The sequence below is a fragment of the Streptomyces sp. NPDC091280 genome (genome assembly GCF_044768565.1).
In the GTDB taxonomy this organism is placed as follows: Bacteria; Actinomycetota; Actinomycetes; order Streptomycetales; family Streptomycetaceae; genus Streptomyces.
This window is the reverse complement of record NZ_JBIVUZ010000006.1, coordinates 1-21,688: the sequence shown is the minus strand read 5'-3', so window position 1 is coordinate 21,688 and position 21,688 is coordinate 1. Positions and strand designations below refer to the sequence as shown.

Below are 21,688 nucleotides of genomic sequence, written 5' to 3'. Positions count from 1 at the left end.
CTCAGGAACGGAGCCAGATGAGGAGTGCTGCCGCGGTAACGGTGCCGAGGTAGATGTATCGGCATTTGTCATAGCGGGTGGCGACGGCTCGAAACTGCTTGATCTTGTTGATCGCTGGCTCGACGGTGTTCCTCGCTTTGTACCGGGTCTTGTCGAAGCCCGGCGGTCGGCCGCCGTCTGAACCTCGGCGACAACGGGCGGTTCTGGAATCGCTCTTCTCCGGGAACACGTGCCAGATGCCGCGTCGGCGCAAGTAGTTATGTATCACGCTGTTGCTGTACGCCTTGTCAGCACCGACGCTGTCGGGCAGTCGCCGTGGTCGGCCCGCGCCGAGTCGCGGAACGCGGATCTTGTCCATGACCACCTCGAACTGCGTGCAGTCTGCCCGTTGTCCGGGTGTGAGGACCAGGGACAGCGGACGGCATCTGCCGTCCGCTGCCGGATGAATCTTCGTAGTCAGTCCGCCGCGGGAGCGGCCGAGGGCCTCACCCGCCGCTCCGCCTCCTCCAAGAACAGGCGCCAGCGCATGTGCGCGCAAGCGAGCCGATCTTCGCAGGCCCCCTTTTGAGGCATGCGGGGGTGCTGGTGGCGGACCGGTCAGGGCGCCGGCAGCGTGCTGGTGTGCCCGGATCGAGGTGGAGTCGACGTTGATGTTCCAGTCGATGTCACCCGCTGCGTCGGCGACGGCCTGGACGTGCTGGAGCAGTCATTCCCAGGTGCCGTCGGCCGACCACTGGGCAGGGTGCTTGTGGATGGTCTGCCATGGGCCGAAATGCTTGGGCAGCTTGCGCCACTGGCAGCCGGTGCTGAGCCGATGAATGATCCCGTTGATCACCTGTCGGTGATCCCGACACCGGCCGTACCGGTTGTCACTCCTGGGGAGCAGCGGTTCAAGCACTGCCCACTCGCCATCCGTGAGATCTCGCCTACTGAGCATGATCAGAACAACGATTTACTGATCGAGGAGACACCCTCCAGGTGATGCCGCTTTGCCGGACGAGGAGCAGCGCGATGGGGACGGCGGTCAGGCCAACGAGCCCGCAGACCCCCAGCGCCTGGTGGAATCCTCCGGAGAGGGTGTCTGCGGTAGCGTGGCCGTGGCCGGGCAGGCTACGGGACTGCGAGGCCGCCAGGGTTGACGCGACGCCGATCCCGAGCGTGGCGCCGAGCTGCTGGGAGAAGTCGATAAGTCCGAAGGCGACGCTGGCGTCGTGCTTGGTGACGCCGACTAGGCCGTGTTTTAGGTCCGGGTTCCGTTCCATGCCTCGCGCCGTGATGATCACCGTGTGGGGCGTGGAGATCTTTCAGATGAGAAGTGGTCAGTGCTGGAGTCGTTGCTGCCTGCGGCGGGTGTGAGTCGCAGGTGGCCGGGGCGGCGACGCCTGGTGGACGGTGTGTGTTGGAGGGTGCGTACGGGTGTTCCGTGGCGTGACCTGCCGCCTGAGTACGGGCCCTGGCAGACCGTGTACGGGTTGTTCCGCCGATGGCAGCGGCAGGGGGTGTGGGCGCGGCTGCTGACACTGTTACAGGCGCGGGCCGATGAGGCCGGGCTGATCACGTGGGAGGTCAACGTCGATTCCACGATCTGCCGGGCTCACCAGCACGCGGCCGGTGCCCGCCGGGACGGTGCGGGACAGAAGGAGGCGCCTGGTGGTGTCGCCATCGAGCCCGACGACCACGGGCTGGGCCGGTCAAGGGGCGGGTTCACCACGAAGATTCACCTGGCCTGCGAGCAGGGGCAGAGGCCGTTGTCGCTGCTCGTCACCGCCGGGCACCGGCACGACAGCCCGCAGCTTCAGCCGGTCCTGGAGGCCATCCGCGTGCCTCGGACCGGTCCTGGCCGGCCGCGGTCCCGGCCGGACAAGATCCGGGCGGACAAGGCTTACGGCTCCCGCGCGAACCGCGCCTACTTACGCAGACGCGGCATCGGATGCACGATCCCGGAGAAGGCTGATCAAGTCCGCAACCGCAAGAAGCGTGGTTCACGAGGCGGCCGACCGCCGAAGTTCGACAAGATCGACTATCGCGAGCGCCATGCGGTCGAGTGCGGGATCAGCCGTCTCAAGCAGCACCGGGCAGTGGCCACCCGATTCGACAAGCTCGCGGTTCGGTACGAGGCGACGGTTCACGTCGCGGCGATCCACCAATGGTTGTGAGCCGTCGGGCGGCCCGGCGGCCGTGCCATGCTGGCCCCGGCACTTCGAGCAGCACACGCATGGGGAGGTCCGGTGGCCGCTGATTACTACTGCGCGGACAGCGAGAACGGCGACCACGTCGACGACCCGTCCGAAGACGCTCTGTTCGAGCTGGTCAGCGACCTAAACGGCACTGCCAACACCTTCGTCGTGATCCAGCCCGATGAGGACGATCCCGCCTGGTTCGCGTCAGTCGCCGTCCTGGAGACGGGCGGCTACGAGATCGTCCGGCGTGACACCAGCCGCCGCGAGCACGACGTCACCGTAGAGACAAGCATCGACCAGATCGCGGGCGACCTCACCAAATGGCTAGCCACCCGCGTTACCTAAAACACGGCCTAGGGCTCCGATCGATACCAGGATGAACATCCAAGTGACGGCCCGGGTCAGGAAGGACGGGCCGGCTAAATTCGCGAGGAAGGTCCCCTGCACGGGCGCCCGGGTTGCCCACAGGACCCCGTCCCCGGTCAGGGCCATCTCGACCGCCATCACGAGCCTGGCCGACGTGCGGGTGACCAGGAGCTGTGCCGGGGTGGCGAGCGCCACCCCGGTCAGGCCGGCCGTCAGCCAGGACAGGCCGCCCGTCATTCCGGTAGGCGGCCGAGCCGGCCGCCTACGGAAGCGGCTGGTCGACGTAGATGCGGGGGCTCTGGGCGTTGCCGTAGTAGGCGTAATCGCCGTTGACTGTGGCCCAGTACCCGACCTGGAGGACGTACACGCCGGGGCCGGGGAAAGTCGAATTACCCTTGTCGGTCCAGAGGTTGAAGGTGGTGCCGGGGGCCGTGTAGCTGACGACGCGGGTGGAGTTCCACTTCGTCTGGCAGCCGAAGTCCTCCTCCCACTTCGTGGTGCCGTCCCCGAGTACCCGCAGCAGCTGTGCGCAGTAGTCGACGTCCAGCCCGTTCAGGTTCTCGGCCTGCAACTGCCCGGTGACGAAGCTCTGTTGGTCGACGTTCAGGCAGGGGTTGAGCAGGACGCCGCCGGTCGTGCTCGCCCAGCCGGCGTTGGCGGAGCGGCAGCCGCCGCCGTAGTCAGCGGCCGAGGCGTCGGGGGCGCTGGCCGCGACGAGGGTGCCGGCCAGCAGCAGCGGGGCCGTGAGGGCCAGAGCGATACGACGGAACATGGGGTTGCCTTCTTTCGAGGAGGGTCGGTGCTGTCAGCGACGCCTGCGCCTAGCCGACGCCCACCCACCCGGTGCTGTAGGACCAGTTGCTGCCTGAGCGGGCCGAGAACTGCACTGCAGTGGTGGGGTACTGCCGGTAGGACTTCCAGTTCGGGGAGAGACAGTGCCCGGACGGGATGAGCGGCGTGGTGTACGTGTCGAACACCTGGCCGTCCTGGTTGTCCCGCATCGACATCACGAAGTCGTTGGCCGCCGACTGGTAGTTGCAGATCGTCATCTCGACCGGGTCGAGTTCACCGAGCAGATTCCACCCGGTGATGCAGGTGCTGTGGCCGCAGGCAGTGTCGGCGGCGGCGCTGGCACTGCCCGAGGCGACGGTGACACCGCCGAACGCGAGGGCCACGGCGACGGTGCCTTGGAGCACCTTCTTGGTGAACGCGCGCATGACGGACTTCCTTTCAGACGGGGAACTGGTCGCCGCGGTGGCCGGTCCGGTGAAAGTAGGAGTACGGCATGAGTGTGCTTCTCCCTGTACGGTCGTGAAGCGGCACGGCCCAGACTGGCCGGGAGGGGAGGGTGAAGTCCCGTATTCCGTACGAATCCGTACGCCTCTCCCTACTTCCGCACCCGGCGCGGCGGGGCACCGGGCGGCACAGGACGGGGGCGTCATGGGTGAGCTGCGGGACGGGGTGCCCGATCCTCAACGGGTCGCGGACATGGCCGAGTTCGTGGAGGCATTGAGGGAGCTGCGGGCGTGGGCGGGGATGCCACCGTACCGCTCACTGGCCAAGTCGGCGGGGGCGCGACTGCGACCGGCACGGGATGTGTCGGCGACCACGGTCGTGGATGTGTTCAGGACCGGGCGGCGGCGTCTCGATCTGGACCTGGTGGTGGCGGTCGTACGGGCCCTGGGGGTGGACGAGCCCGGGGTTGAGCGGTGGCGGGCGGCCTGTGTCCGGGTGCACGGGCTGGCCAAGGCGGGCGGTCCGGCCGGGGTGTTCGGGCAGCTGCCCGCCGATCTGGGGACGTTCACTGGCCGCACGGAGGAGCTGGCGCGGCTGGTCGAGGCGGCGACGCGGTCGCGTGAGGACGGGGCCGCGAACACCGTGGTGATCTCGGCGATCGAGGGTATGGCGGGGGTCGGCAAGACCCGGCTCGCCGTGCACGCCGCGCATCAGCTGGTGCGCGCGGGCCGCTTCGGCGACGTCCAGCTGCACGCGAACCTCCGCGGCTTCGACGCCGAGCTGCCGCCCACCGACCCGTCGGCCGTGCTGGAGGCGTTTCTGCGTCAACTCGGCGTCCCCGCCCAGCAGATACCCGCCGGCCGGGACGAGCGGGCCGCGATGTTCCGGGACCGGTTGCAAGGGCGGCACGCGCTGATCCTGCTGGACAACGCGGCGGACGAGGACCAGGTCCGCGATCTGGTCCCGGCCGCGCCGACCTGTCTCGTCCTCGTCACCAGCCGGCGCAGCCTCGCCGCACTCGACAACGTTTCCCCGCACCAGCTCGGTGTCTTCACCGAGGCCGAGTCCCTGGAACTGCTGGCCCGGATCGCGGGCGCCGAACGGATCGCGGCCGAGCCGGAGGCCGCCGCCCGGATAGCGGAGTACTGCGGCCAGCTGCCGCTGGCAGTCTCGCTCGCCGCCGCCCGGCTGCGCTCCCGCCCGGCCTGGCCGCTGCGCCATCTCGCCAACCGGCTGCACGACGGCCGCCTCACCGCCATCAGCTTCGGCAACCGCGCGCTACGCCCCGTTTTCCAGCTCTCCTACCAGGAACTCGACGAGCCGCTGCGCCGCATCTTCCGTCTCCTCGGCCATCACCCCGGCCCCGACACCACCCCCGATCTGACCGCGGCCCTCGCCGAGACCTCCGCCGACGAGGCGGAGGACGCCCTGGAACGGCTCCAGGACGAACACCTCCTCACCCAACCGAGCCCGGGCCGCTACGAACTCCACGACCTGCTGCGCCTGCTGGCCGCGGAACTGGCGGTAGCCGAACCCGAGCCCGATCCGGCGGCGCCCCTGGCCCGGCTGACGGGGTGGTGCGTGGACACAGGGTACGCAGCGGCGGCGGCAATCCGCACCCCGAACCTGACGGGCATGCCCCCCGAACCGACAGCGGACACACCGCACTTCGTGGACTACGACGACGCCCTCACCTGGTTCGACCGCGAGCAGCACAACCTCGCCGCGGTCCAACAGGCCGCCGCCACCGCCGGATTCCACCGCCAGGTATGGCAACTCGCCGAGACCCAGAAGCACTTCTTCATCATCCGCCGCCACTTGGACGACTTCCTCACTGCCCAGCGACTCGCCCTCAAGGCCGCCCGTGCCGACGACGACCCCAAGACCGAGGCAGTACTGCTCAACGGGCTCGGCGGCGTGCACTGGATGGCGGGCTGCCTAGACGCGTCCGAGGAGTGCTGTCTCCAAGCCCAGCGCCTCTACCGGGCCTTGGGCGACAAAGAGGGCGAGGCATCCGCGCTCATCTCCCAGGGCGTCGTACAGAACGATCGCGGCAACCTTCAGTCCGCCGTCAACCTCCAGACCTCGGCACTCGCCCTCCTCACCAGTCCCGACACGGTGCGCCTGCGCGCGACGGCCCTGCTCAACCGCGCGGTGGTCCACAAGTCCCAGCCCGGCCGCCGCTCCGAGGCCATCGCCGACGTCCACGAGGCCCTGGAGATCTTCCGCCAGGTAGGCGATCGCCACAACGAGGCGTACGCCCTGGGCAACCTGGCCGACTTCCACCAGCTGAACGTGGACCTGGACACCGCGCTGTCCTTCTACGAGGCCCAACGCACCCTGGCCAACGACCTGGCGGACGCCTACATAGAGGCAGAGGCACTCCGGGGCACCGGCGACATCCACGCCGCGGCCCACCGCCCGTCCGAGGCCCGCGCGGCGTGGACGGCGGCCTTGGTCCTGTACGAAAAGATCGACCATCCGAAGGCGGCCGAGGCCCGGGACCGTCTGGAAGCAGCCCCATGAACAGCTCAAGGCCGGTCAGTACGGCTGGATCTCGTCGAACATCGCCAGTGCGTGCCGCAGGTCCGCGCTCACCAGACGTTCCAGCCCCGCCGTCGTGATCCTCGACGGCTTCCCAGCACGCTCACATATCCGTTCCTCGAAGGCACGGAGTGTCCCGTCCAGGTCTCCGGGGCGGCTCGCAACGGCCTCCGCCAGCTCCGCGCCCTCCAGCATCACGAGGTTGGCGCTCGCGCCCAAAGGAGGCCTCAGGTGGGCGGCGTCGCCGAGAAGGGTCACTCCGGGGACGTGGGGCCAGACGTGGGACACCGGCAGAGCGTGGAGGGTGCGGTGGGGGAACGCCGTGCCCTGCAGCAGAAGGTCTTGGACCAGCACGGCCCAACCGCAGAACAGGGACAGCAGCTTAGCCTGTACGGCCTTCAGCTCGGCCGCGTCCGGGCACCAGTCCGCCGACGCGCGGAACTTGGCGTACACCTTGACGTGTCCTCCGCTGCCACGCTGGGCGGCAATGAGCGGGTTCACGCCATACACCGCCTGCGAACCCGCCCCCATCAGCCGGGCCAGCGCGGGGTGCCGCATGTCGACTTCGTCCGGGGAAGTCTCCACCGACGTCTCGCCGGTGTAGCCGCTGCTCGCGGCCTGGGCCACGCGGCCGACGCTGCCTCGGCATAGCTGCTCCGGCATGGCGGCCACGTCCTCGAACGCCGCGCGAAGCTCGGCGATGTCGGGGTGCGGGCGCCCGGCCTGCTGTTCGTCGTCGGCCAGCCAGTACCTGCTCCACCGCTTGGTGAAGGCGCGCGACTTGGGGGTTGGCGAGAGACTCAGCGGACACGTCGACATATCCGGCGAGCGTCGGGGGCCGGCCACCGTGCGCCAGCGGTAGCCGGTGCGTGAGGCCGTCCACCGGCCGGACCCAGGTCCTGGACCGCCTCGGTGAGCGGGTCGACCGGGCACTCCTTCTCGCGGTCGTACCAGGTCCTCGACGGTCTCGATCCAGTTCCGGAGACGGGCCTGGAGGGCTTCTGGAGGCGGCTGCACGCACTGGACGTGCCGCGGGGCGAGAGTCGCTACGAGGTGGATGTGGAGCTGGCACCCAATCTTGAGGCGCTTTGGCTGCTTCCCTCCCCGGAGATATGCCTGGAACCATGGCGGGACGCATGGTCGCCACTGATATTCCGCAGCTTGGAGGAGACCTGCAGGGAGGCCGACATCGACGCCCTGGTCGCGGACGTCGGCCCGCTGTCCTTCGACGTGGGCTCGGATGCCGCCCTGCGCGGACTGCCCTCCAGCAAGCTGTGCGGTGTCCAGTTGTGCCTCAACAGCGTCTGGACCTCCCAGATCGCTGAACCGGCGCAGGGTACGCACGGCGTCTACCTTTCCATCGGGACCCGGAACCGCGACGTGCAGGAGGAGTGACTCGCCGCGACCAGCCTGACTCTGGGCGAGTCACTCCCGGGCTGGTAGCCGTCAGCTCATTGCCGCTCGTGCAGGCCCGGGCTTCTGCCCTGGCTTCCCAGCGCGGCGGCCATCTCTGGAGGTAGAGGTGCAGGGAGGTTTTGAGGATGCCGGTCCTGGTTGCGATCTCGCCGAGGCAAGCCGCCGACATGGGCGTCGGCTCGGCGCTACTCGAAACGGTGCGGGAAGTGGGGCGCAAGGCAGGTTACCGACGCCTGGTGACAGACGTCTGGGAGTTCAACGAAGACGCTCGTGCGTCTACGACGCGGCTGGCCTTCGACGCATGAGTATGCGGCTCGATCAGCTGCTTTGACTCGGAGCACGATTCGGGCAGCCCGCTCTGCGAGGTGAACGTCAGGACTTACGGTGGCGGGGCGAGGGAGAGCCCCGTGCTGGCGCGAGGAAGCCGTCGAGAGGGCCAGAGCGGTACTGGAGCCGTTTGAGTCTGTTGCGTATGAGGGTTTCGAGGCCGCCGAATGCGACGTTGGCGAGATTCACGAGGGTGTGCTTCACGTGCGCCCACAGGTACTCGACCGCGTTCAACTCCGGCGCGTACGCGGGCAGAGTGAACACGATCAGCCAGCTGCGGGCCTCGATCAAGCCGCGCATGGGGACACATGGCTGTCCAGTCGGCCCCACAACAGAGTTCTCCGGGTCGCTGAGCTCGTGGGAGTGTTCTGGCATATTCATCTCCAATGACGGCCGGATTGAGGACCCGCGGGCCGAGGCCGATCTGAGCAGCGGCAGCAAGGGTCATTCCGGGCGATTGGAACGCACCGGCCTCGGCAGCTATCAGGAAGTCGGCAGCATGGCCACCGCCAAGGCCTTCGCCCTCATACTCTTCGACCCGATGCCGATCGTCGTCATCGGAGGGTTTGAGCTACGGAAACGGCGCCGCTCTGCGCGGCATCAGTCCTGAAGCCCTCGGAAGGGCACCTGATGAAGGGATGCCGTGTCGGCCGCATCCCAACGGGGTGCCCGGAATGTCAGTAAGAGCGGTAGGTGCGGTTGTCGTCGGCCTTCGCGGCTGAGGCCGGGGCTGCCGCCGCCGTGACGGCCGCGAGGGCACCAAGGGCAGCGATGATTCTCCTCACACGGATCACGTGTGACTCCTTCTCTGCTGTGGGGCCAGAGTTACTGGCGGTAACATGTTTCACGTTCAAGCAGTGTCTGGCAATACCCTGTTCTCAGCCAACTCCCCTTCGAACAAAGGTGGTTGAGCAACAAGAGGGCGATTTGCGCCAGTGGCCTCCTGGACTGCTGGACAGGCAGGCAATACCGATCGCCGCGTCCCCGCCTGCCGGGTATGTGTCAGGCCGTCCTGGTGAGACCCCGCGCCCCGGCCCAGAGCCCGGGTCGTCGCTCGATCCGGGCCCGGAACAGCAGGTTCAGGCCGTCGACTTCAGGGAGAAGATCCAGCTGCCATTGGACAGGTCGAAGGAGGTGATGCCCGGCTTGGCGAAGGCGAGGCCCTTGCCGAGGGCGTAGACCTCGTCCTCGGTGAACAGGGGCACGTAGGGGACTTGGTCGGCCACCTGCGTGAGGATCGTCTTGGTGGCGGTCCATCGAGCGGCACGAGGACCTGCGGTGGTGACGACCCGCTGGGCCTTGTCGACCTCGGGGGTGGTCCAGTTGGCGATGTTGATCTTCTGCGGTCCCATGTTGGTGCTGCCGACGAGCTTGCCGAGCAACGTCCCCGGGTCCGGATAGCTGGCGCCGAAGCCGAACGGGAGGGTGATGCCCGTCAGCTCATGCTTGTAGAACTGGGCGTACCACTCGTTTGCCGTGACAGGCTTGGGGGTGACCTTCACGCCGAGCGGCTGCAGGTTCCGCTGTAGGTTCAAGACGGCGAGTTCCTGCCAGGGGTAGTCCTTGACATACTCGATGGTCGTCGAGAAGCCCTTCGGATGTGCAGACTTCGCCAGCTCGGCCTTGGCCTCCGCCTCACTGAGCTCATACCTGGGCCGACCGGCGAGGAAGGCCTCGGCTGCCTGCTGCGAGCCGGCCACGTCGGCCAGCTCCCCTGCGGGGACCAGCCCCTTCATCGGCTGAGCGTAAGTGTCGAAGCCGGCCTTCATGATGCCCCCGACGTCGATGGAGTGGGCGACGGCCCTGCGCACGTGCACATCGTCGAAAGGGGCGTGTGTGACGTCCATGGCGAGGAAGTTCTGCGACAGGGAGGGGGCTGCATAGACCGTCGCACCCGGTATTGCCTTCCACTGGGCCACGCCTTTGGGGTTGGTGACCGGGCCACCGTCGATCGAGCTGGATCGCAGGGCCAGTTGGCGCGCCGTGTCGTCGGGGATGATCGAGAAGACGACCTTGTCCGCAGCGGGCTCTGGCGTCCGGGTGTACCGCGGGTTCCTTACCAGCGTGATCTTCTCGGCCGTCTCGGAGGCCACCTTGTAGGGGCCCGTGCCAACCGGGGCAGTCCCTGCGTTTCCAAGGGTCCGGGTGTGTGCCTTGGCGAAGTCGGCGCTCTCAACGAGCGTCGCGAGGGCGATACCGGCACGTGCCGTAGGTACCGGGGCCTTGAGCTTCACCGTCACTTCGAGCGGGCCTGTCACACTGACGGCTTCTACCTTCTGGCCGAGGGTGGCGGTCTGGGCGGTGTCCGCCGTGAAGTGTTCGATGCTCCACGCGACGTCCTGTGCCGTCAGCTCCTCGCCACTGGAGAACTTCACTCTGGGCCGGAGCTTGTAGACCAGGGTGGTGGCGTTCGGTTGGGTCACCGACGTTGCGAGATCCGGGGTGAAGGCACCGGTACTGGAGACCCGCTCCAGGGGCTCCGTGACGAGTGACATGACGGCGCCGGTCGAGTTGTTGTCATAGCTCTTGGCGTAGTCGAGCGACGCGGGCGCGTTGGGCAGCGCCCAATTGACCACGCGGATGGTGTGATCAGTCGTTCTGGTCTTTCCGCCAGCGGCGGAGCCTTCCTCACCGCTGGTGCAGGCGGTGGCGACCAGGGTGGTGAGGATCGCAGCGGACAGCATCGCTCGTCGCGAGAGCGATGTGACGGACCAGCTCGGCATGGTGGGAGACATTCCTTCTTCGGTTTCCGTTCTTTGTGGGGGGTTCAGTTCTCGCCCGGGATCGAGGCGAGAAGGCGCCGGGTGTAGGGGTGGCCGGGGGAATCGAGAAGGGCAGCGGTGGCACCGCTCTCGACGAGCTCGCCATGGCGCAGCACGATGGCGCGGTCGGTCATCTGACGGACGACCGACAGATCGTGGGTGATGAGGATCAGGCTCGTGCCGTAGGCATTGCGTACGTCGCGGAGCAGTTCCAGGATCTGGGCCTGGACCGACACATCGAGCGCCGCGACCGGCTCGTCGCAGATCAGCAGCCTCGGCCGGACCGCCAGGGCTCGGGCGATGGCGACCCGTTGTCGCTCACCGCCGGACAGTGCGCCCGGAAGCCTGCGCTCATACGCGACGGACAGACCTACGCGCTCCAAGAGGTCCGCCGGCCGCCGACCACGGTCGGGTCCCGCGTCGATCGCCTCGCGCAGGGCCGAGCCGATGCTGAGCCGCGGGTTCAGGGAGGAGTAGGGATCCTGGAAGACCACCTGGACCAGTCTCCGCACCCGGCGCAGGTCGCCGGGTCTCAGCCTGCGGTAGTCGCTGACGTCGAGCCCGTCGAGCCGGATCGTGCCCTTGTTGGGCGAGGTAAGGCCCAGGACACAGCGGGCCAGGGTGGACTTGCCGGAGCCGCTCTCACCGACGACACCGAGGGATTCGCCCTCGCGCACGTCGAAGGAGACGTCGCGCAGGGCCATCGACTTCTGTGACCGGGTTCCGCGGTACGCCTTGGTGAGGCCACTGACCAGAAGGAGGGGAGCACCGCGGGGGGCCGGGGGCGGTGTGCCCGGAACGGCCGTCCGGTGTCGGCGTGCTCCCAGTTCGTCGCCGATCTCGGGGAGCCGTACGCAGGCGGAAGCTCGGTTCCCCGTCAGGGGAAGCAGCTCGGGGCGGGTCCCCACACAGGCGTCCTGCCGCCACTCGCACCTGTCCGCGAACGCGCACGTGTCGGCGACGCGGTCGGCGGCGGACGCTTGGCCGGGCAGGGAAAAAAGCCGGTCCACGTAGTGGGAGACCGGGGGGTCGGCCAGTGCCAGGCCGAGACTGTAAGGGTGTCGGGGCGCTTGAGCGAGCGCGGCGGCCGGGGCGTCCTCCATCACGGACCCGGCGTACATGACCAGCACCCGGTCGCAGACGGAGAACGCGACACGCAGGTCGTGGGTGATGATCACGAGGGCCATACCCCGGTCGGCCTGCAACCGGCGCAGCAGGGCGAGGATGTCGGCCTGGGTGGTGACATCCAGGGCAGTCGTCGGCTCGTCCGCGATCAGCAGTTCCGGATCCCGCGCCAGTGCCGCCGCGATCGCGACGCGCTGCCGCATCCCGCCGGAGAGCTGGAAGGGATAGCGCCCCGCGACCGTGTCGGGGTCCAGACCCACCTCGCGCAGCCGACGCGAGACCTCCGAGGCAGCCGTGCCCCGGTCGCGGCGCACCTGTGGAGCCAGCGACTCCCTGAGGTGGGCGCCGACGGTGTGCAGCGGATTCAGCGAGGTGAAGGGGTCCTGGAGCACCATGGCCAGTCGGCTGCCGCGCAGGGGGCGCAGCTCCCGCTCCGGCCTGCCCAGCATCGGGATCCCGTCGAACGAGACATCCCCCTCGGCCAGGAGTCCGTCGGCGAGTACACCGGTCACGGCGCGGGCGGTCAGGGTCTTGCCACTGCCGGACTCGCCGACGACGCCGAGGCTCTGCCCGGCCGCGATGTCGAAGCCCACGTCACGAAGCAAGGTCCGGGCCCCGTCCGGGCTGCGTGACCGGCCTCGGGAGCGGTCCTGGCACGCGTACACGTGCAGGTGGCGGACGGAAAGGAGCGGCACACGGTCCTGATCCGCTCGGTGAGGCTGTCCCGGGGCCGTCATCGCCGGTCCGTCCCGGCGGTGAAGAGGTCGTACATCCTGTCTCCCAAGAGGGTGACGCTGGCGGCGGTGGCGATGATCATGAGGCTGGGTGCCAGTGACAGGTATGGGTTGACGGCAAGCAGGCTTTGGCCCTCTCGCAACAGTTCCCCCCAGTCGGGCGTTCCCGGCGGGGCTCCGAGTCCCAGATAGGACAGGCCGGAGAGGCTGATCAGCGCCCCCACGAAGTCGAGTAGAAAGGTCGTGACGACCGTGGGCAGGATGTTCGGCAAGATATGGCGGAACATGATCCTCGGGGTGCGGAGACCCAGAGTGCGGGCGGCTTCGACGTAGGGCAGCCGGGCCTGTACGAGAGTCGTGCCGCGGCAGAGACGGATCTGGGCTGGCAGGGAGAGCAGGATCAGGACCGCCACGGCGAACCAGTAGCCGGAGCCGATCACCCCGGCCACCACGATGGCCAGCAGTAGGGCGGGCAAAGCGTAGATCAGGTCGGCGAAACGGTTCGTCACGGCATCCAGGAACCCGCCTCGGTACCCGGCCGCCACACCGAGCGGAACACCGATGAGCAGTGTCCCCAGCGCCACACACAGGGGACCGAGAACGGCGGTGTGCGTGCCGGCGACGAGCTGGGACAGGACGTCACGGCCCAGGGCATCCGTGCCGAGCCAGTGTCCGCCGCTCGGACCGGCCGCGCCGCGCATCAGGTCCTGCTGCCCGGGGTCGTACGGGGCCAGTCGGCTGCCCGTCACGGCAAACAGGGCGATGACCGCGACGCCTGCCGCAGCGGACGTCACCAGTACGGGGGGACGGAAGCCCTTGGTCATCCTCCCTGTGCCGGCACCGCGCGAAATGGGTCCTGGTACGAGCGAACCCGCCATCAGTTCTCCCCTGCCACGTGCGCCCGGACACGCGGATCAAGGAGGAACCCGAGCAGATCGACAAGCAGGTTGACCAGGACCACCATGGCACCCAGCAGCAGCACGATGCCCTGGACCACCGGGATGTCCTCAGAGGTCACCGCCGACAGCAGGAGCGAGCCGGCACCGGGCAGAGAAAACACCTGCTCGATGAAAACCCCGGCGCTGAGCGGCGCGATGAGGAGCATGCCGGCACTGGTGATCACCGGGAGTGCGCAGTTGCGCAGCACGTAGCGGATCAGCACGCGCGCGGGGCTGAGGCCGCGGAGCCTGGCGAATGTGACGTAGTCCTGCCGCATCACCGTCAAGGTGGCCGCTCGGGTCTGCCGGATGACAACGGCCGACAGCACGGTCGCCAGTGCGACGGCGGGCAGCGTCAGATGTGCGACCCGGTCGGCGAATCCGTTCTCGCCCGCTCCGTACACCGGGAACCAGCCGAGGGCGACGCCGAAGAGATAGAGCAAGACGATCGACAGGGCGTACACGGGCGCGCCGAAACCAACCGTGGCCAGCAGTGAGATGCTCCGGTCGGTCGTCCGGCCGTGCCGGATCCCCGCGGCCACCCCCAGTGGGACGCCCAGAGACAGGACGAGCAGCAGGCAGTAGACCGCCAGTTCCGCGGTCAGCGCTGTCCGGCCGTAGATCATGTCCGCGACCGGTGCTCCCGACTGGACGGAGATGGACCGGCCGAAGTCGAGGTGGACGGCGTCGGCGAGCCAGTGCAGGTACTGCAAGGCGAAGGGGTCGTCGAGGCGGTACTGGGCACGCAGTTGCCTCATCAGAGCCGGGCTCGCCGGCCAGGTGCCGAGAAGGGTCTGGATCGGTGATCCCGGGCTCGCAGTGAGCAGGGCGAAGACCAGGAAACTGAGTGGCAGCAGGAGGAACAATCCGCCGCACAGGCGTCTGAGGACGAAGGTAACGATGGCCATTTCACATCTGTCGAGCAGTGCCGGATTTAGGGGGAAGGCGATCGGCGCCTGACATCTCGGACGACCGGAACTCTACGGACCGCAACCGGGCGAGACAAGATCTTGAAATTTCTAGGAATGGATACGCACAGGTTCCCCACGGGGTCGCAACTCGGCGTGCACTCAAGAGACTTGCGCGATTCACCGAGTGGTCCGGACTGTGTCCCGGCCATGGGTAGCCTGAGCCGCTGCGCCATCCCTCCCGCAGTCGATCGGAAACCTCATGCTCGCTCACCACCTCGCCGAAAGAGCTGAACTCCGCGCCCTTGAACCATGGCGGGCACAGGAGTTCTACGAATTCGTCAAACGCTCCGGCCGCCACCTCGCCCCCTGGATGCCCTGGGCGACGGACATCGACGAGCCGGCCAAGGCCGAAAGCTGGCTGCGTGGTTACGCCGATGACCAAGCCCGGGACGGCAGACGTCTCTACGGCATCTGGCTCGACGAGCTGCTCGTGGGCGGAGCGGGGTTCTCCGTGTTCGACGCCCAGGGCGGCGTCTGCGCACTAGGGGCCTGGCTGGCGCCTGAGGCACGAGGCCGAGGGCTGGTGACCGGCGCCGCCCGACACATGACCGATTGGGCCTTCCGCACGCGGGGCATGGCGCGCGTGGAGTGGTCGGCGGCCACGGCGAACGTCCGCAGCATCGCGGTGGCGAAACGACTCGGCATGCAGCGTGAAGGCGTACTGCGCTCGGCGATCACGCTGAGCGGCGTCCGACACGATGTCGAGGTCTGGTCGCTCCTCGCCGAGGAGGACGACGGCGTCCAACGCGAGCGGACGTAGCAACCGGGCCGCACGCGACCGACGCGTCCGGGGCCTAACCGAAGGGGCACTCAAGACAACAGGAGTGGACTGACGGATCCTGCTCCGTTCACTCGTCTACGGCGCGTCATTGACGCTGACGCTGCCGGTTTCCATGAGTATCGCCTCTGGGCTGAACGCGCTCGCCCACTACGTGGACTCCAGGTGAGCTCCCCAGACCGACCCGATCGACCAAGCGCTGGCAGTCGAGAGCATCCACGTTCTGGCGGCCGGGCTACCGGCCATCGACCATCCTGCGCAACGGACGCCGAGACACGCGAACTTCAGTATCCGGCGGCAGCTCCCTCTCGGCGGATGTCCTGGCCAGCGCCTGCTGCTGGTCATCCACGCCTACGGCAGGATCACCGGTATCAAGGCCGTCACCTCCGGCCACCGCGGCGACACCGAGGACGAACTACGTTAGAGGCAAAGCCGAGATTCTGTTGGCCATCTTTTCGGGAGTGCTGACAGGTCGTCTGTTCGGCGGCTTGCTGGGGGTGACGCCGGATGGTTCCGGGGAGAGGGCCGGAGATGTACTTGGGGGCCAGGAGGTACCAACGGATCCCGGCGCGAACGGTGCTGACGGCGTGGGCAGCCTGCACAAACGGCTCGCTGGCGATGCTGATGCGGGACCGGCTGGATGTGGTGTTCAAGGATGAGGAGTTCGCGGACCTGTCCCCCAAGAACGGGCGGCCGGGCTTGTCGCCGGGGCAGTTGGCGCGAGTGTCGGTGCTGCAGCTCACGGAGCATCTGTCCAACTGTGCGACCGCGAACGTGGTCCGCACCAGGATCGACTAGAAGTACGCTCTGAGTGCCCGTTTTTCAACTCGCTCTGTGGTGGGGCCGTCCGGGGTGATTTAGGGCCGATGCGCCCATGGCTGTTCGGGGCGTGAGGGCTGATGCTGTCGGACCAGGGCAGGAATGTGGGATGCCGGCGGCTGCAAGACGGCGCTGACGGGCTGGCCTGCCGTGGTGGCTCTGTGTCCTCCTCGTGGGCAGTGGACGAGGTATGTGGGGAGCTGTGCCTGGTCGGGAGTGGTGGAGATGAGCAGTGGGTTTTCCCGCGTCGGTGCGGGCCGGATGACCGAGTTGCCGCCCGGGGAGGCGGTGGAGCTGCTGGCGAGCGTGCCGCTGGGCCGGATCGGCCTCTCCCACCGGGCGTTGCCGGTGATCCGTCCGGTCAACCATCTCGTGGACGGCGCGCACATCGTCATCCGCGCCCATGCCGGCTCGGCGCTGCTGCGCGATCCGCTGGTGCCTGAGGTGGTGGTCTTTGAGGCCGACCACATCGACCTCCAGTTGCGTACCGGGTGGAGTGTCATGGTCACCGGACGGGCCAGCCAGGTCACGGACCCGCTGGAGGTGGCCCGCTACCAGCGGCTGCTGGTGCCCTGGAGCGACATGGACATGGACCAGGTCGTCAGGATCTCGATGGAGATCGTCACCGGCTACCGCATCGGGCCCTGAAGGGACCGGGCCATACGCCCGGCTGCCGTTGCGGGGCGGGATGTCAAGGTGCCGTCCGGTCCGCGGGTGTGCCCCGGCGGCCCGGTACGCAGAGCTCGGGCGGTAGTACACGGTGAAGTGCCGAGCGTTGCTGCGTAATCACACAGCGGCGGGAGCACCGTGCGGCGGCGTGCCACAGCCGGGCGGTGCTGCTGCCGGGAGGGCCATGTCGGGGTCGGTGCCGACGTGGCCGTGGCCGGAAGCGGGCGGGAGCGCCCCCGGCCGGGTGTCCGCGCGGGGAAGAACACTGCCCGCGCGGACACTGTCCCGTTCCCCGTCATGGTGGCGGCCGCCGCGGCCGGTCGGCGGCGGCGCGCGACGGCCGCCTGCGCGATGTCCCGTGCTCTGCTGCGCAGACCCCGGGACGCCGCGCGGGACGGTCCCTTGCGGCCCCCGGGGTCTGCGGGAGACACCCCGGCTCGATGCGGCCGAAAGGACCAGGACCACCGGCCACGCAGGCTGCCGTGCCGTGGAGGGGCACCTGGAGCGGTGGCCGGCATGGCTGGCGCTGCGCGCCGGGAAGCACGGCAGAGCCGGTCGAAGCTGTCTCCCTCGGTGCCGGTGAACTGTCCTGTGGACAGGCTAGAAGGCGTCACGGACACGGCGCCAGAAGTCAACGGGGTGGCAGAGCGTAGCTCACAGTCGCCCAGGGCCCCTTCGTGTACCCGTTCGCCCGGCCCGTGCCGGACGCCCGGACTGGGAACCGGTCAGGCGGCCTGTGCCAGGTAGTACGGACTGGCAGGCCGCCGTTCGGCAGTACGGGCCGTGCGGCGGGTCAGACGCCTGGCCATCAAGGTGACGGCCGCCCACGTGATCAGTGACTCGCTCATCTCGGGGAGCCGTTCGTGGTCGCGGCAGTGCCGCCGGGCCCTCATGATCCACGACCAGGACCGTTCGACGACCCAGCGGCGGGGAAGAACGACGAAGCCCTTGGCGGCCGACGGCCGGCGCACCGTCTTGATGGTGATGTCGAGATAGGTCTTGGCCCAGGTCACGAGCTTCCCGGCGTAGGCGGAGTCGGCCCAGACGATGGAGATCTCGGGGTGCGTGAGCGCGAGACGGAACAGCAGTTCCCTGGCCGCGTCCCGGTCGCTCACGTCGGCCGCGGTGACCATCACCAACAGGACCAACCCTCTGTTGTCGCAGATCAGATGCCTCTTCCGGCCGTTGATCTTCTTGGCTTCGTCCCATCCCCGTGTGTTCTTGCCGACCGTCTCGGAGCCCTTGATGCTCTGCGAGTCGATGATCGCCGACCCAGCGCGGGGCGTCTTCCCATCGGCGAGGCGGACCTGACGGCGCAGCTGGTCCCGGATGACCCCGATGACCCCGGCAGCGGCCCACCTCCTTGCGAACCCGTAGACCGTCCGCCAGGGAGGGTAGTCGGCGGGCATGGAGCGCCACTTGATGCCGTTGTCGACGAGGTAGCGGATGCCGTCGACGATCTCCCGGCGCGGCCACTTCTCAGGGTGTCCTCCTGCCGGCTTCCGGCAGGCCGGGACAGGCAGCAGCGGTTCGATCAGGGCCCACTCGGCATCCGTCATGTCGGAGGGATAGCGGGGCTCGCGCATCAGCAGGTGGGGCCCGGCCCGGATCGGGGAGGGGAACAGACGCCCGGGCCGGACCCCGGTCTCCTGGATCTGCGGTCGACGTCCTGACGGTGGGAAAGGTCAGCGCGGTGGCCGGGCGGCCAGCGCGAGGTTCGACTCGATCGCCTTCATCTGGTCGCTGAGGTAGACGGCCCACACACTCTTGGGGAACAGGGCCAAGTGCAGGCCGATCGCGCCCGTGATCATCCGGCGGAACTGGGTGAGCTTCTCACTCAGCCAGGCCCGTTCCCACTCCTCCAGTTCCGCCTCGCTCGCGCAGAAGTGATAGCCCAGGTCACGGGTCCAGATCACCGGCGGCCAGCCGCGTTCGGCACACAGGTCACGCAGCGTGCCCAGCCCCCGTCTGGTCTGCCAGCGGCTGAGTTCACACGCTCCCATCAGCCGGGTCAGCACCATGCCGGCGGGCGCGACCTCGAACAGCGCGGTGCGGATCAGATCGGCGTGGCGCTCCGCGGCCGGCGAGCGCCTGGACACCGCTACTCTCCCCGCAGCAGGCGGGCGAGTTCGTCGTCCATGTCGACCTCGCCGGTCTCGGCAGCGGTCTCGATCCAGTCCAGCGTGGCCCGGCAGCGGGCGACGTTCTGCGCCAGGACGGCCTGTTCGTCGTCCGACAGCGTCCGGCCGCGCAGCTGCGGAACAGCCTTGCCGCACGCGGCCACGAAGTGGTGGCAGGCGCCGACCAGGTCGAGGAACTCCTGGGTCCGCTCGATCTTCCGGACACTCCGTCCCGCCGGGCTCTCCCGTCGGAAGGCGTCGGCCTGCTGGCGGGAACGGTCGCTCTGGGCCCGGTTGACCGCGTGGCGGGCGGTGTCGTCGGCGACCACCCGGGCCGCGACATCGGGACGGCGCAGCACGTCGGAGGCTACCTGGGCGGCGACCTGGTCGTCGGCGATGAGGTCGTGGACGATCTCCGTCTTGTGCTGAGTCGTCTGGGCCTTGTTGACCATGTGCCGGGCAGTGTCGTCCGTGACCATCCGGGCGGCCACCGCCGGGCGGCGCAGCACGTCCGTCGCCACCCGGGCCGCGACCTCGTCGTCATCGGCCAGCCGGTGAATGGCCGCGACCTTCTGCGCGGGCGTCTCGGGACGGTCCGGACGCTGGCCGACATGCTTCTTGGCCAGATCCGTAGTCCAGCGCCGCTCCTTCACGCGCTCGTCCAGCGGCGGGGTGTCGATCACAGCGAACCGCTCGGTGTCCTCCGCGATCCCGGCGAGGATGTAGTGGACCTTGTGGGAGACGCCGTGACGACGCTGGACCTCGGGCCAGCGGTGCGCGGCGAACCGGTAGCTGCGGACCGTACTGAGCGACAGCCCCAGGTCATCCGCATAGACCTGCAAGGAGAAGTTCACACCGAACGGCTCCTCGCTGGGCGCCGGATGGGCGCCGCCGCTCGGCTGCATCGGCTCGATCTCCAGCGCGTGGTCCCCGATCGTGAACTGGATGCGCTGCATCTGCCCGACCAGCACCCGGTCTGAGGCGATGATCTGCTCGTAGCGCTCCCGGGTGACATGGCCGATCGTCGCACTCGACATGGCGGTCACCATCCCTCACGGGTCAGGGCCCGGCAGACCGGACCACCGGCGACAACACCCCGGCCCAACTCCCGCCAGAGTCAACCCACTTCGAGATCCACCACCAGCAACGACCACAACTGACCGTTCGGCACCGAATCGGACACATGAACCGTTCGTCGAAGCGTTCATCCGGACGCTTGGACGAACGCTTCCTTCCGCGCTGTCCAGGCCCTGCGGCGGCACCGCGGCGAGCAGTACACCGCGTCACGGCGGTGATCCACCCCGGCCACCCAGACCGCCCCGCACACCGGGCACACCCGTCGGCCGTCGTCCCGCTCGAACGCGGCGGTACGAAGGCGCACCCGCCGCAGCCGGCGCCACTGCCTGGACCGGCAGACGCCCGAGCAGAACACCGCCCGGGGCGACGCACCCGGCCTCAGCCAGCCACCACACCCCGGACAACGCCGGTCCTGTACAGGCCCACCGAACCCGGCCATCAACCCAGGCCAGACCCCCGAACAGATCCAGATCAGCAGTTCAGAAACGGGCACTGAGCGTGGAGCTGGACGATCCCGGCTTGGACCATTCGCTACTGTGCGAGTTCCCGGCCCGGCTGGCCGAGGCTAACGCCGCGGACCGGCTGCGGGGGTGATGCTGCACCGGCTGACCGAGGCCGGACTACTCACATCCCTCGGACGGCAACGCACCGACACGCCCCACCTGCTCGCGGCCGTGCGCACTCTTCTGGCACTAGGCCGTGTATCGAAAGTGGATCTTGAGCTGTGAATGATCACGGTTCATGGGGCGGGGTGATCTCACGGATGACCAGTGGACGATGTTGGAGCCGTTGCTGCCGAAGGGGATGAAGGCGGGGCGGCCGCCTGTCTGGTCCCGGCGGCAGTTGATCGACGGCATACGTTTTCGAGTCCGGACAGGTGTTCCGTGACGGGACGTCCCCGTCGAGTACGGGCCTTGGGGGCGGGTCTACGACCTCTTCCGGCGGTGGCAGCGGAACGGAACCTGGCACCGGATCCTCGCCCGTCTTCAGTCCCTGGCCGACGCGAACGGTGCGATCACGTGGGACTTGAGCGTCGACTCCACGGTGTGCCGCGCCCATCAGCATGCGGCCGGGGCACGCAGGCAGGGCGACCTGCAGAAGGAACCGCCGGGCGGTGTCTTCGCTGAGCCCGAAGACCACGGACTGGGGCGCTCGCGCGGCGGTTTCACTACCAAGCTGCACCTGGCCGTCGAGCAAGGCCAAAAGCCCATGTCGATCGTGATCACGGCCGGGCAGCGAGGGGACTCGCCCCAGTTTGAACCGGTACTGGAGAAAGTCCGCGTCCCCCGCATCGGGCCGGGCCGGCCACGTGTTCGTCCCCATCGGGTGCGTGCCGACAAGGCGTACGCCTCCCGAAGAAACCGTGCTTACCTGCGCCGCCGCGGTATCCGCTGCACGATCCCGGACAAGGCTGACCAGGCTCGCAACCGCCAGAAGCTCGGCTCCAACGGCGGCCGACCGCCACATTTCGACCCGGCCGACTACCGCAAGCGTCACGCGGTCGAGTGCGGGATTAATCGCCTCAAGAGGCACCGCGCCGTCGGTGAGGTCGACTCGGGGCGCCCTGCTGGTGTTTCCGCCAGTGGGTTTCCCCGAGCCGCCTCCCGAACCCGGCGTGCCCGTCTC

20 protein-coding genes and 4 pseudogenes are annotated in these 21,688 nt (G+C 68.5%); 11 read left to right on the top strand and 13 right to left on the bottom strand.

The annotated features are described in order from the left end of the window. Position 1 precedes the first annotated feature (1 nt). Positions 2 to 937, bottom strand: a pseudogene (locus tag ACIQPR_RS18915) (IS5 family transposase). Beyond that, positions 927 to 1,283 carry a hypothetical protein gene (locus ACIQPR_RS18910; RefSeq protein WP_403649429.1) on the bottom strand — a complete coding sequence of 119 codons (357 nt, stop codon included), beginning with the start codon at positions 1,281 to 1,283 and terminating at the stop codon, positions 927 to 929. The pseudogene ACIQPR_RS18915 and the gene ACIQPR_RS18910 overlap by 11 nt, the downstream one beginning before the upstream one ends. A gap of 3 nt (positions 1,284 to 1,286) precedes the next feature. Between ACIQPR_RS18910 and ACIQPR_RS18905 the strand changes: the two genes are divergently transcribed. Both ACIQPR_RS18905 and ACIQPR_RS18900 read left to right on the top strand, forming a co-directional pair. Further along, positions 1,287 to 2,156, top strand: a complete 870-nt coding sequence (locus ACIQPR_RS18905; RefSeq protein WP_403649427.1) for an IS5 family transposase — start codon at positions 1,287 to 1,289, stop codon at positions 2,154 to 2,156. Positions 2,157 to 2,228: 72 nt separating this feature from the next. Further along, on the top strand, positions 2,229 to 2,525 hold the full coding sequence (locus ACIQPR_RS18900; RefSeq protein ID WP_403649424.1) for a hypothetical protein: 297 nt from the start codon (positions 2,229 to 2,231) through the stop codon (positions 2,523 to 2,525). Here the strand turns inward: ACIQPR_RS18900 and ACIQPR_RS18895 are convergent. The 3 genes from ACIQPR_RS18895 to ACIQPR_RS18885 are packed head-to-tail and all read right to left on the bottom strand — an operon-like array spanning position 2,505 to position 3,763. Then, positions 2,505 to 2,783, bottom strand: coding sequence for a hypothetical protein (locus ACIQPR_RS18895; protein WP_403649421.1), 279 nt, complete (start codon positions 2,781 to 2,783; stop codon positions 2,505 to 2,507). The two genes, ACIQPR_RS18900 and ACIQPR_RS18895, sit on opposite strands and share 21 nt — an antisense overlap. A 25-nt stretch (positions 2,784 to 2,808) precedes the next feature. Continuing rightward, on the bottom strand, positions 2,809 to 3,318 hold the full coding sequence (locus tag ACIQPR_RS18890) for a hypothetical protein (protein ID WP_403649418.1): 510 nt from the start codon (positions 3,316 to 3,318) through the stop codon (positions 2,809 to 2,811). 49 nt (positions 3,319 to 3,367) lie between these two features. Then, positions 3,368 to 3,763, bottom strand: a complete 396-nt coding sequence (locus tag ACIQPR_RS18885) for a hypothetical protein (RefSeq protein ID WP_403649415.1) — start codon at positions 3,761 to 3,763, stop codon at positions 3,368 to 3,370. Positions 3,764 to 3,986: 223 nt separating this feature from the next. Between ACIQPR_RS18885 and ACIQPR_RS18880 the strand changes: the two genes are divergently transcribed. Next, a complete protein-coding gene (locus ACIQPR_RS18880) occupies positions 3,987 to 6,308 on the top strand; it encodes an ATP-binding protein (RefSeq protein ID WP_403649412.1) in 2,322 nt (773 codons plus the stop codon). Positions 6,309 to 6,323: 15 nt separating this feature from the next. On the opposite strand, the pseudogene ACIQPR_RS18875 reads toward ACIQPR_RS18880, so the two are convergent. Next, positions 6,324 to 6,968: pseudogene (locus ACIQPR_RS18875) on the bottom strand (FAD-dependent oxidoreductase); the annotation flags it as partial. A gap of 270 nt (positions 6,969 to 7,238) precedes the next feature. On the opposite strand from ACIQPR_RS18875, the gene ACIQPR_RS18870 reads away from it, so the two are divergent. From ACIQPR_RS18870 to ACIQPR_RS18860, 3 genes are all read left to right on the top strand, one after another. After that, positions 7,239 to 7,721, top strand: coding sequence for a hypothetical protein (locus tag ACIQPR_RS18870; protein ID WP_403649409.1), 483 nt, complete (start codon positions 7,239 to 7,241; stop codon positions 7,719 to 7,721). A 146-nt stretch (positions 7,722 to 7,867) separates the two neighbouring features. Continuing rightward, positions 7,868 to 8,047: a GNAT family N-acetyltransferase gene (locus tag ACIQPR_RS18865; RefSeq protein ID WP_403649406.1), complete on the top strand. Its 180-nt coding sequence runs from the start codon at positions 7,868 to 7,870 to the stop codon at positions 8,045 to 8,047. 278 nt (positions 8,048 to 8,325) lie between these two features. Beyond that, complete coding sequence (locus ACIQPR_RS18860; protein ID WP_403649403.1) at positions 8,326 to 8,679, top strand: hypothetical protein; 354 nt, start codon at positions 8,326 to 8,328, stop codon at positions 8,677 to 8,679. 469 nt (positions 8,680 to 9,148) lie between these two features. Here ACIQPR_RS18860 and ACIQPR_RS18855 read toward each other — a convergent pair whose 3' ends face one another. Genes ACIQPR_RS18855 through ACIQPR_RS18840 form a run of 4 tightly spaced genes read right to left on the bottom strand, consistent with a single transcriptional unit; the run spans position 9,149 to position 14,536 of the window. Further along, positions 9,149 to 10,792, bottom strand: coding sequence for an ABC transporter substrate-binding protein (locus ACIQPR_RS18855; RefSeq protein ID WP_403649400.1), 1,644 nt, complete (start codon positions 10,790 to 10,792; stop codon positions 9,149 to 9,151). Between the two features lie 44 nt (positions 10,793 to 10,836). Continuing rightward, on the bottom strand, positions 10,837 to 12,693 hold the full coding sequence (locus ACIQPR_RS18850; protein WP_403649397.1) for a dipeptide ABC transporter ATP-binding protein: 1,857 nt from the start codon (positions 12,691 to 12,693) through the stop codon (positions 10,837 to 10,839). Beyond that, complete coding sequence (locus ACIQPR_RS18845; RefSeq protein WP_403649394.1) at positions 12,690 to 13,514, bottom strand: ABC transporter permease; 825 nt, start codon at positions 13,512 to 13,514, stop codon at positions 12,690 to 12,692. The genes ACIQPR_RS18850 and ACIQPR_RS18845 overlap by 4 nt, the downstream gene beginning before the upstream one ends. Positions 13,515 to 13,567: 53 nt before the next feature. Continuing rightward, positions 13,568 to 14,536, bottom strand: a complete 969-nt coding sequence (locus ACIQPR_RS18840; RefSeq protein WP_403649391.1) for an ABC transporter permease — start codon at positions 14,534 to 14,536, stop codon at positions 13,568 to 13,570. 262 nt (positions 14,537 to 14,798) lie between these two features. On the opposite strand from ACIQPR_RS18840, the gene ACIQPR_RS18835 reads away from it, so the two are divergent. The 3 genes from ACIQPR_RS18835 (at position 14,799) to ACIQPR_RS18825 (ending at position 16,844) form a co-directional block, all read left to right on the top strand. Further along, positions 14,799 to 15,359 carry a GNAT family N-acetyltransferase gene (locus ACIQPR_RS18835; protein WP_403649388.1) on the top strand — a complete coding sequence of 187 codons (561 nt, stop codon included), beginning with the start codon at positions 14,799 to 14,801 and terminating at the stop codon, positions 15,357 to 15,359. A gap of 594 nt (positions 15,360 to 15,953) precedes the next feature. Continuing rightward, positions 15,954 to 16,175, top strand: coding sequence for a hypothetical protein (locus ACIQPR_RS18830; protein WP_403649385.1), 222 nt, complete (start codon positions 15,954 to 15,956; stop codon positions 16,173 to 16,175). Between the two features lie 246 nt (positions 16,176 to 16,421). Continuing rightward, entirely contained in the window at positions 16,422 to 16,844 is a 423-nt protein-coding gene (locus tag ACIQPR_RS18825) for a pyridoxamine 5'-phosphate oxidase family protein (RefSeq protein WP_403649382.1), read from the top strand. 675 nt (positions 16,845 to 17,519) lie between these two features. Here ACIQPR_RS18825 and ACIQPR_RS18820 read toward each other — a convergent pair. The 3 genes and pseudogenes from ACIQPR_RS18820 to ACIQPR_RS18810 all read right to left on the bottom strand — a co-directional run bounded on the left by ACIQPR_RS18820 (position 17,520) and on the right by ACIQPR_RS18810 (position 20,022). Then, positions 17,520 to 18,451 (bottom strand): annotated as a pseudogene (locus ACIQPR_RS18820) (IS5 family transposase). A gap of 99 nt (positions 18,452 to 18,550) precedes the next feature. Then, positions 18,551 to 18,964, bottom strand: a complete 414-nt coding sequence (locus ACIQPR_RS18815; protein ID WP_403649379.1) for a RacP protein — start codon at positions 18,962 to 18,964, stop codon at positions 18,551 to 18,553. A 2-nt stretch (positions 18,965 to 18,966) separates the two neighbouring features. Further along, on the bottom strand, positions 18,967 to 20,022 hold the full coding sequence (locus ACIQPR_RS18810) for a DUF6192 family protein (protein WP_403649376.1): 1,056 nt from the start codon (positions 20,020 to 20,022) through the stop codon (positions 18,967 to 18,969). 781 nt (positions 20,023 to 20,803) lie between these two features. On the opposite strand from ACIQPR_RS18810, the gene ACIQPR_RS18805 reads away from it, so the two are divergent. Together ACIQPR_RS18805 and ACIQPR_RS18800 are read left to right on the top strand one after the other, a co-directional pair. Further along, complete coding sequence (locus tag ACIQPR_RS18805; protein WP_403649373.1) at positions 20,804 to 20,950, top strand: transposase; 147 nt, start codon at positions 20,804 to 20,806, stop codon at positions 20,948 to 20,950. A gap of 60 nt (positions 20,951 to 21,010) precedes the next feature. Beyond that, positions 21,011 to 21,688 (top strand): annotated as a pseudogene (locus tag ACIQPR_RS18800) (IS5 family transposase); the annotation flags it as partial.

Bases quoted from the DNA above. Each gene is read 5' to 3' on its own strand.
- ACIQPR_RS18895 (WP_403649421.1), bottom strand. From the start codon at position 2,783: ATGACGGGCGGCCTGTCCTGGCTGACGGCCGGCCTGACCGGGGTGGCG.
- ACIQPR_RS18890 (WP_403649418.1), bottom strand. From the start codon at position 3,318: ATGTTCCGTCGTATCGCTCTGGCCCTCACGGCCCCGCTGCTGCTGGCC.
- ACIQPR_RS18885 (WP_403649415.1), bottom strand. From the start codon at position 3,763: ATGCGCGCGTTCACCAAGAAGGTGCTCCAAGGCACCGTCGCCGTGGCC.
- ACIQPR_RS18880 (WP_403649412.1), top strand. From the start codon at position 3,987: ATGGGTGAGCTGCGGGACGGGGTGCCCGATCCTCAACGGGTCGCGGAC.
- ACIQPR_RS18865 (WP_403649406.1), top strand. From the start codon at position 7,868: ATGCCGGTCCTGGTTGCGATCTCGCCGAGGCAAGCCGCCGACATGGGC.
- ACIQPR_RS18855 (WP_403649400.1), bottom strand. From the start codon at position 10,792: ATGCCGAGCTGGTCCGTCACATCGCTCTCGCGACGAGCGATGCTGTCC.
- ACIQPR_RS18850 (WP_403649397.1), bottom strand. From the start codon at position 12,693: ATGACGGCCCCGGGACAGCCTCACCGAGCGGATCAGGACCGTGTGCCG.
- ACIQPR_RS18845 (WP_403649394.1), bottom strand. From the start codon at position 13,514: ATGACCAAGGGCTTCCGTCCCCCCGTACTGGTGACGTCCGCTGCGGCA.
- ACIQPR_RS18840 (WP_403649391.1), bottom strand. From the start codon at position 14,536: ATGGCCATCGTTACCTTCGTCCTCAGACGCCTGTGCGGCGGATTGTTC.
- ACIQPR_RS18835 (WP_403649388.1), top strand. From the start codon at position 14,799: ATGCTCGCTCACCACCTCGCCGAAAGAGCTGAACTCCGCGCCCTTGAA.
- ACIQPR_RS18825 (WP_403649382.1), top strand. From the start codon at position 16,422: ATGAGCAGTGGGTTTTCCCGCGTCGGTGCGGGCCGGATGACCGAGTTG.
- ACIQPR_RS18810 (WP_403649376.1), bottom strand. From the start codon at position 20,022: ATGTCGAGTGCGACGATCGGCCATGTCACCCGGGAGCGCTACGAGCAG.
- ACIQPR_RS18805 (WP_403649373.1), top strand. From the start codon at position 20,804: ATGGGGCGGGGTGATCTCACGGATGACCAGTGGACGATGTTGGAGCCG.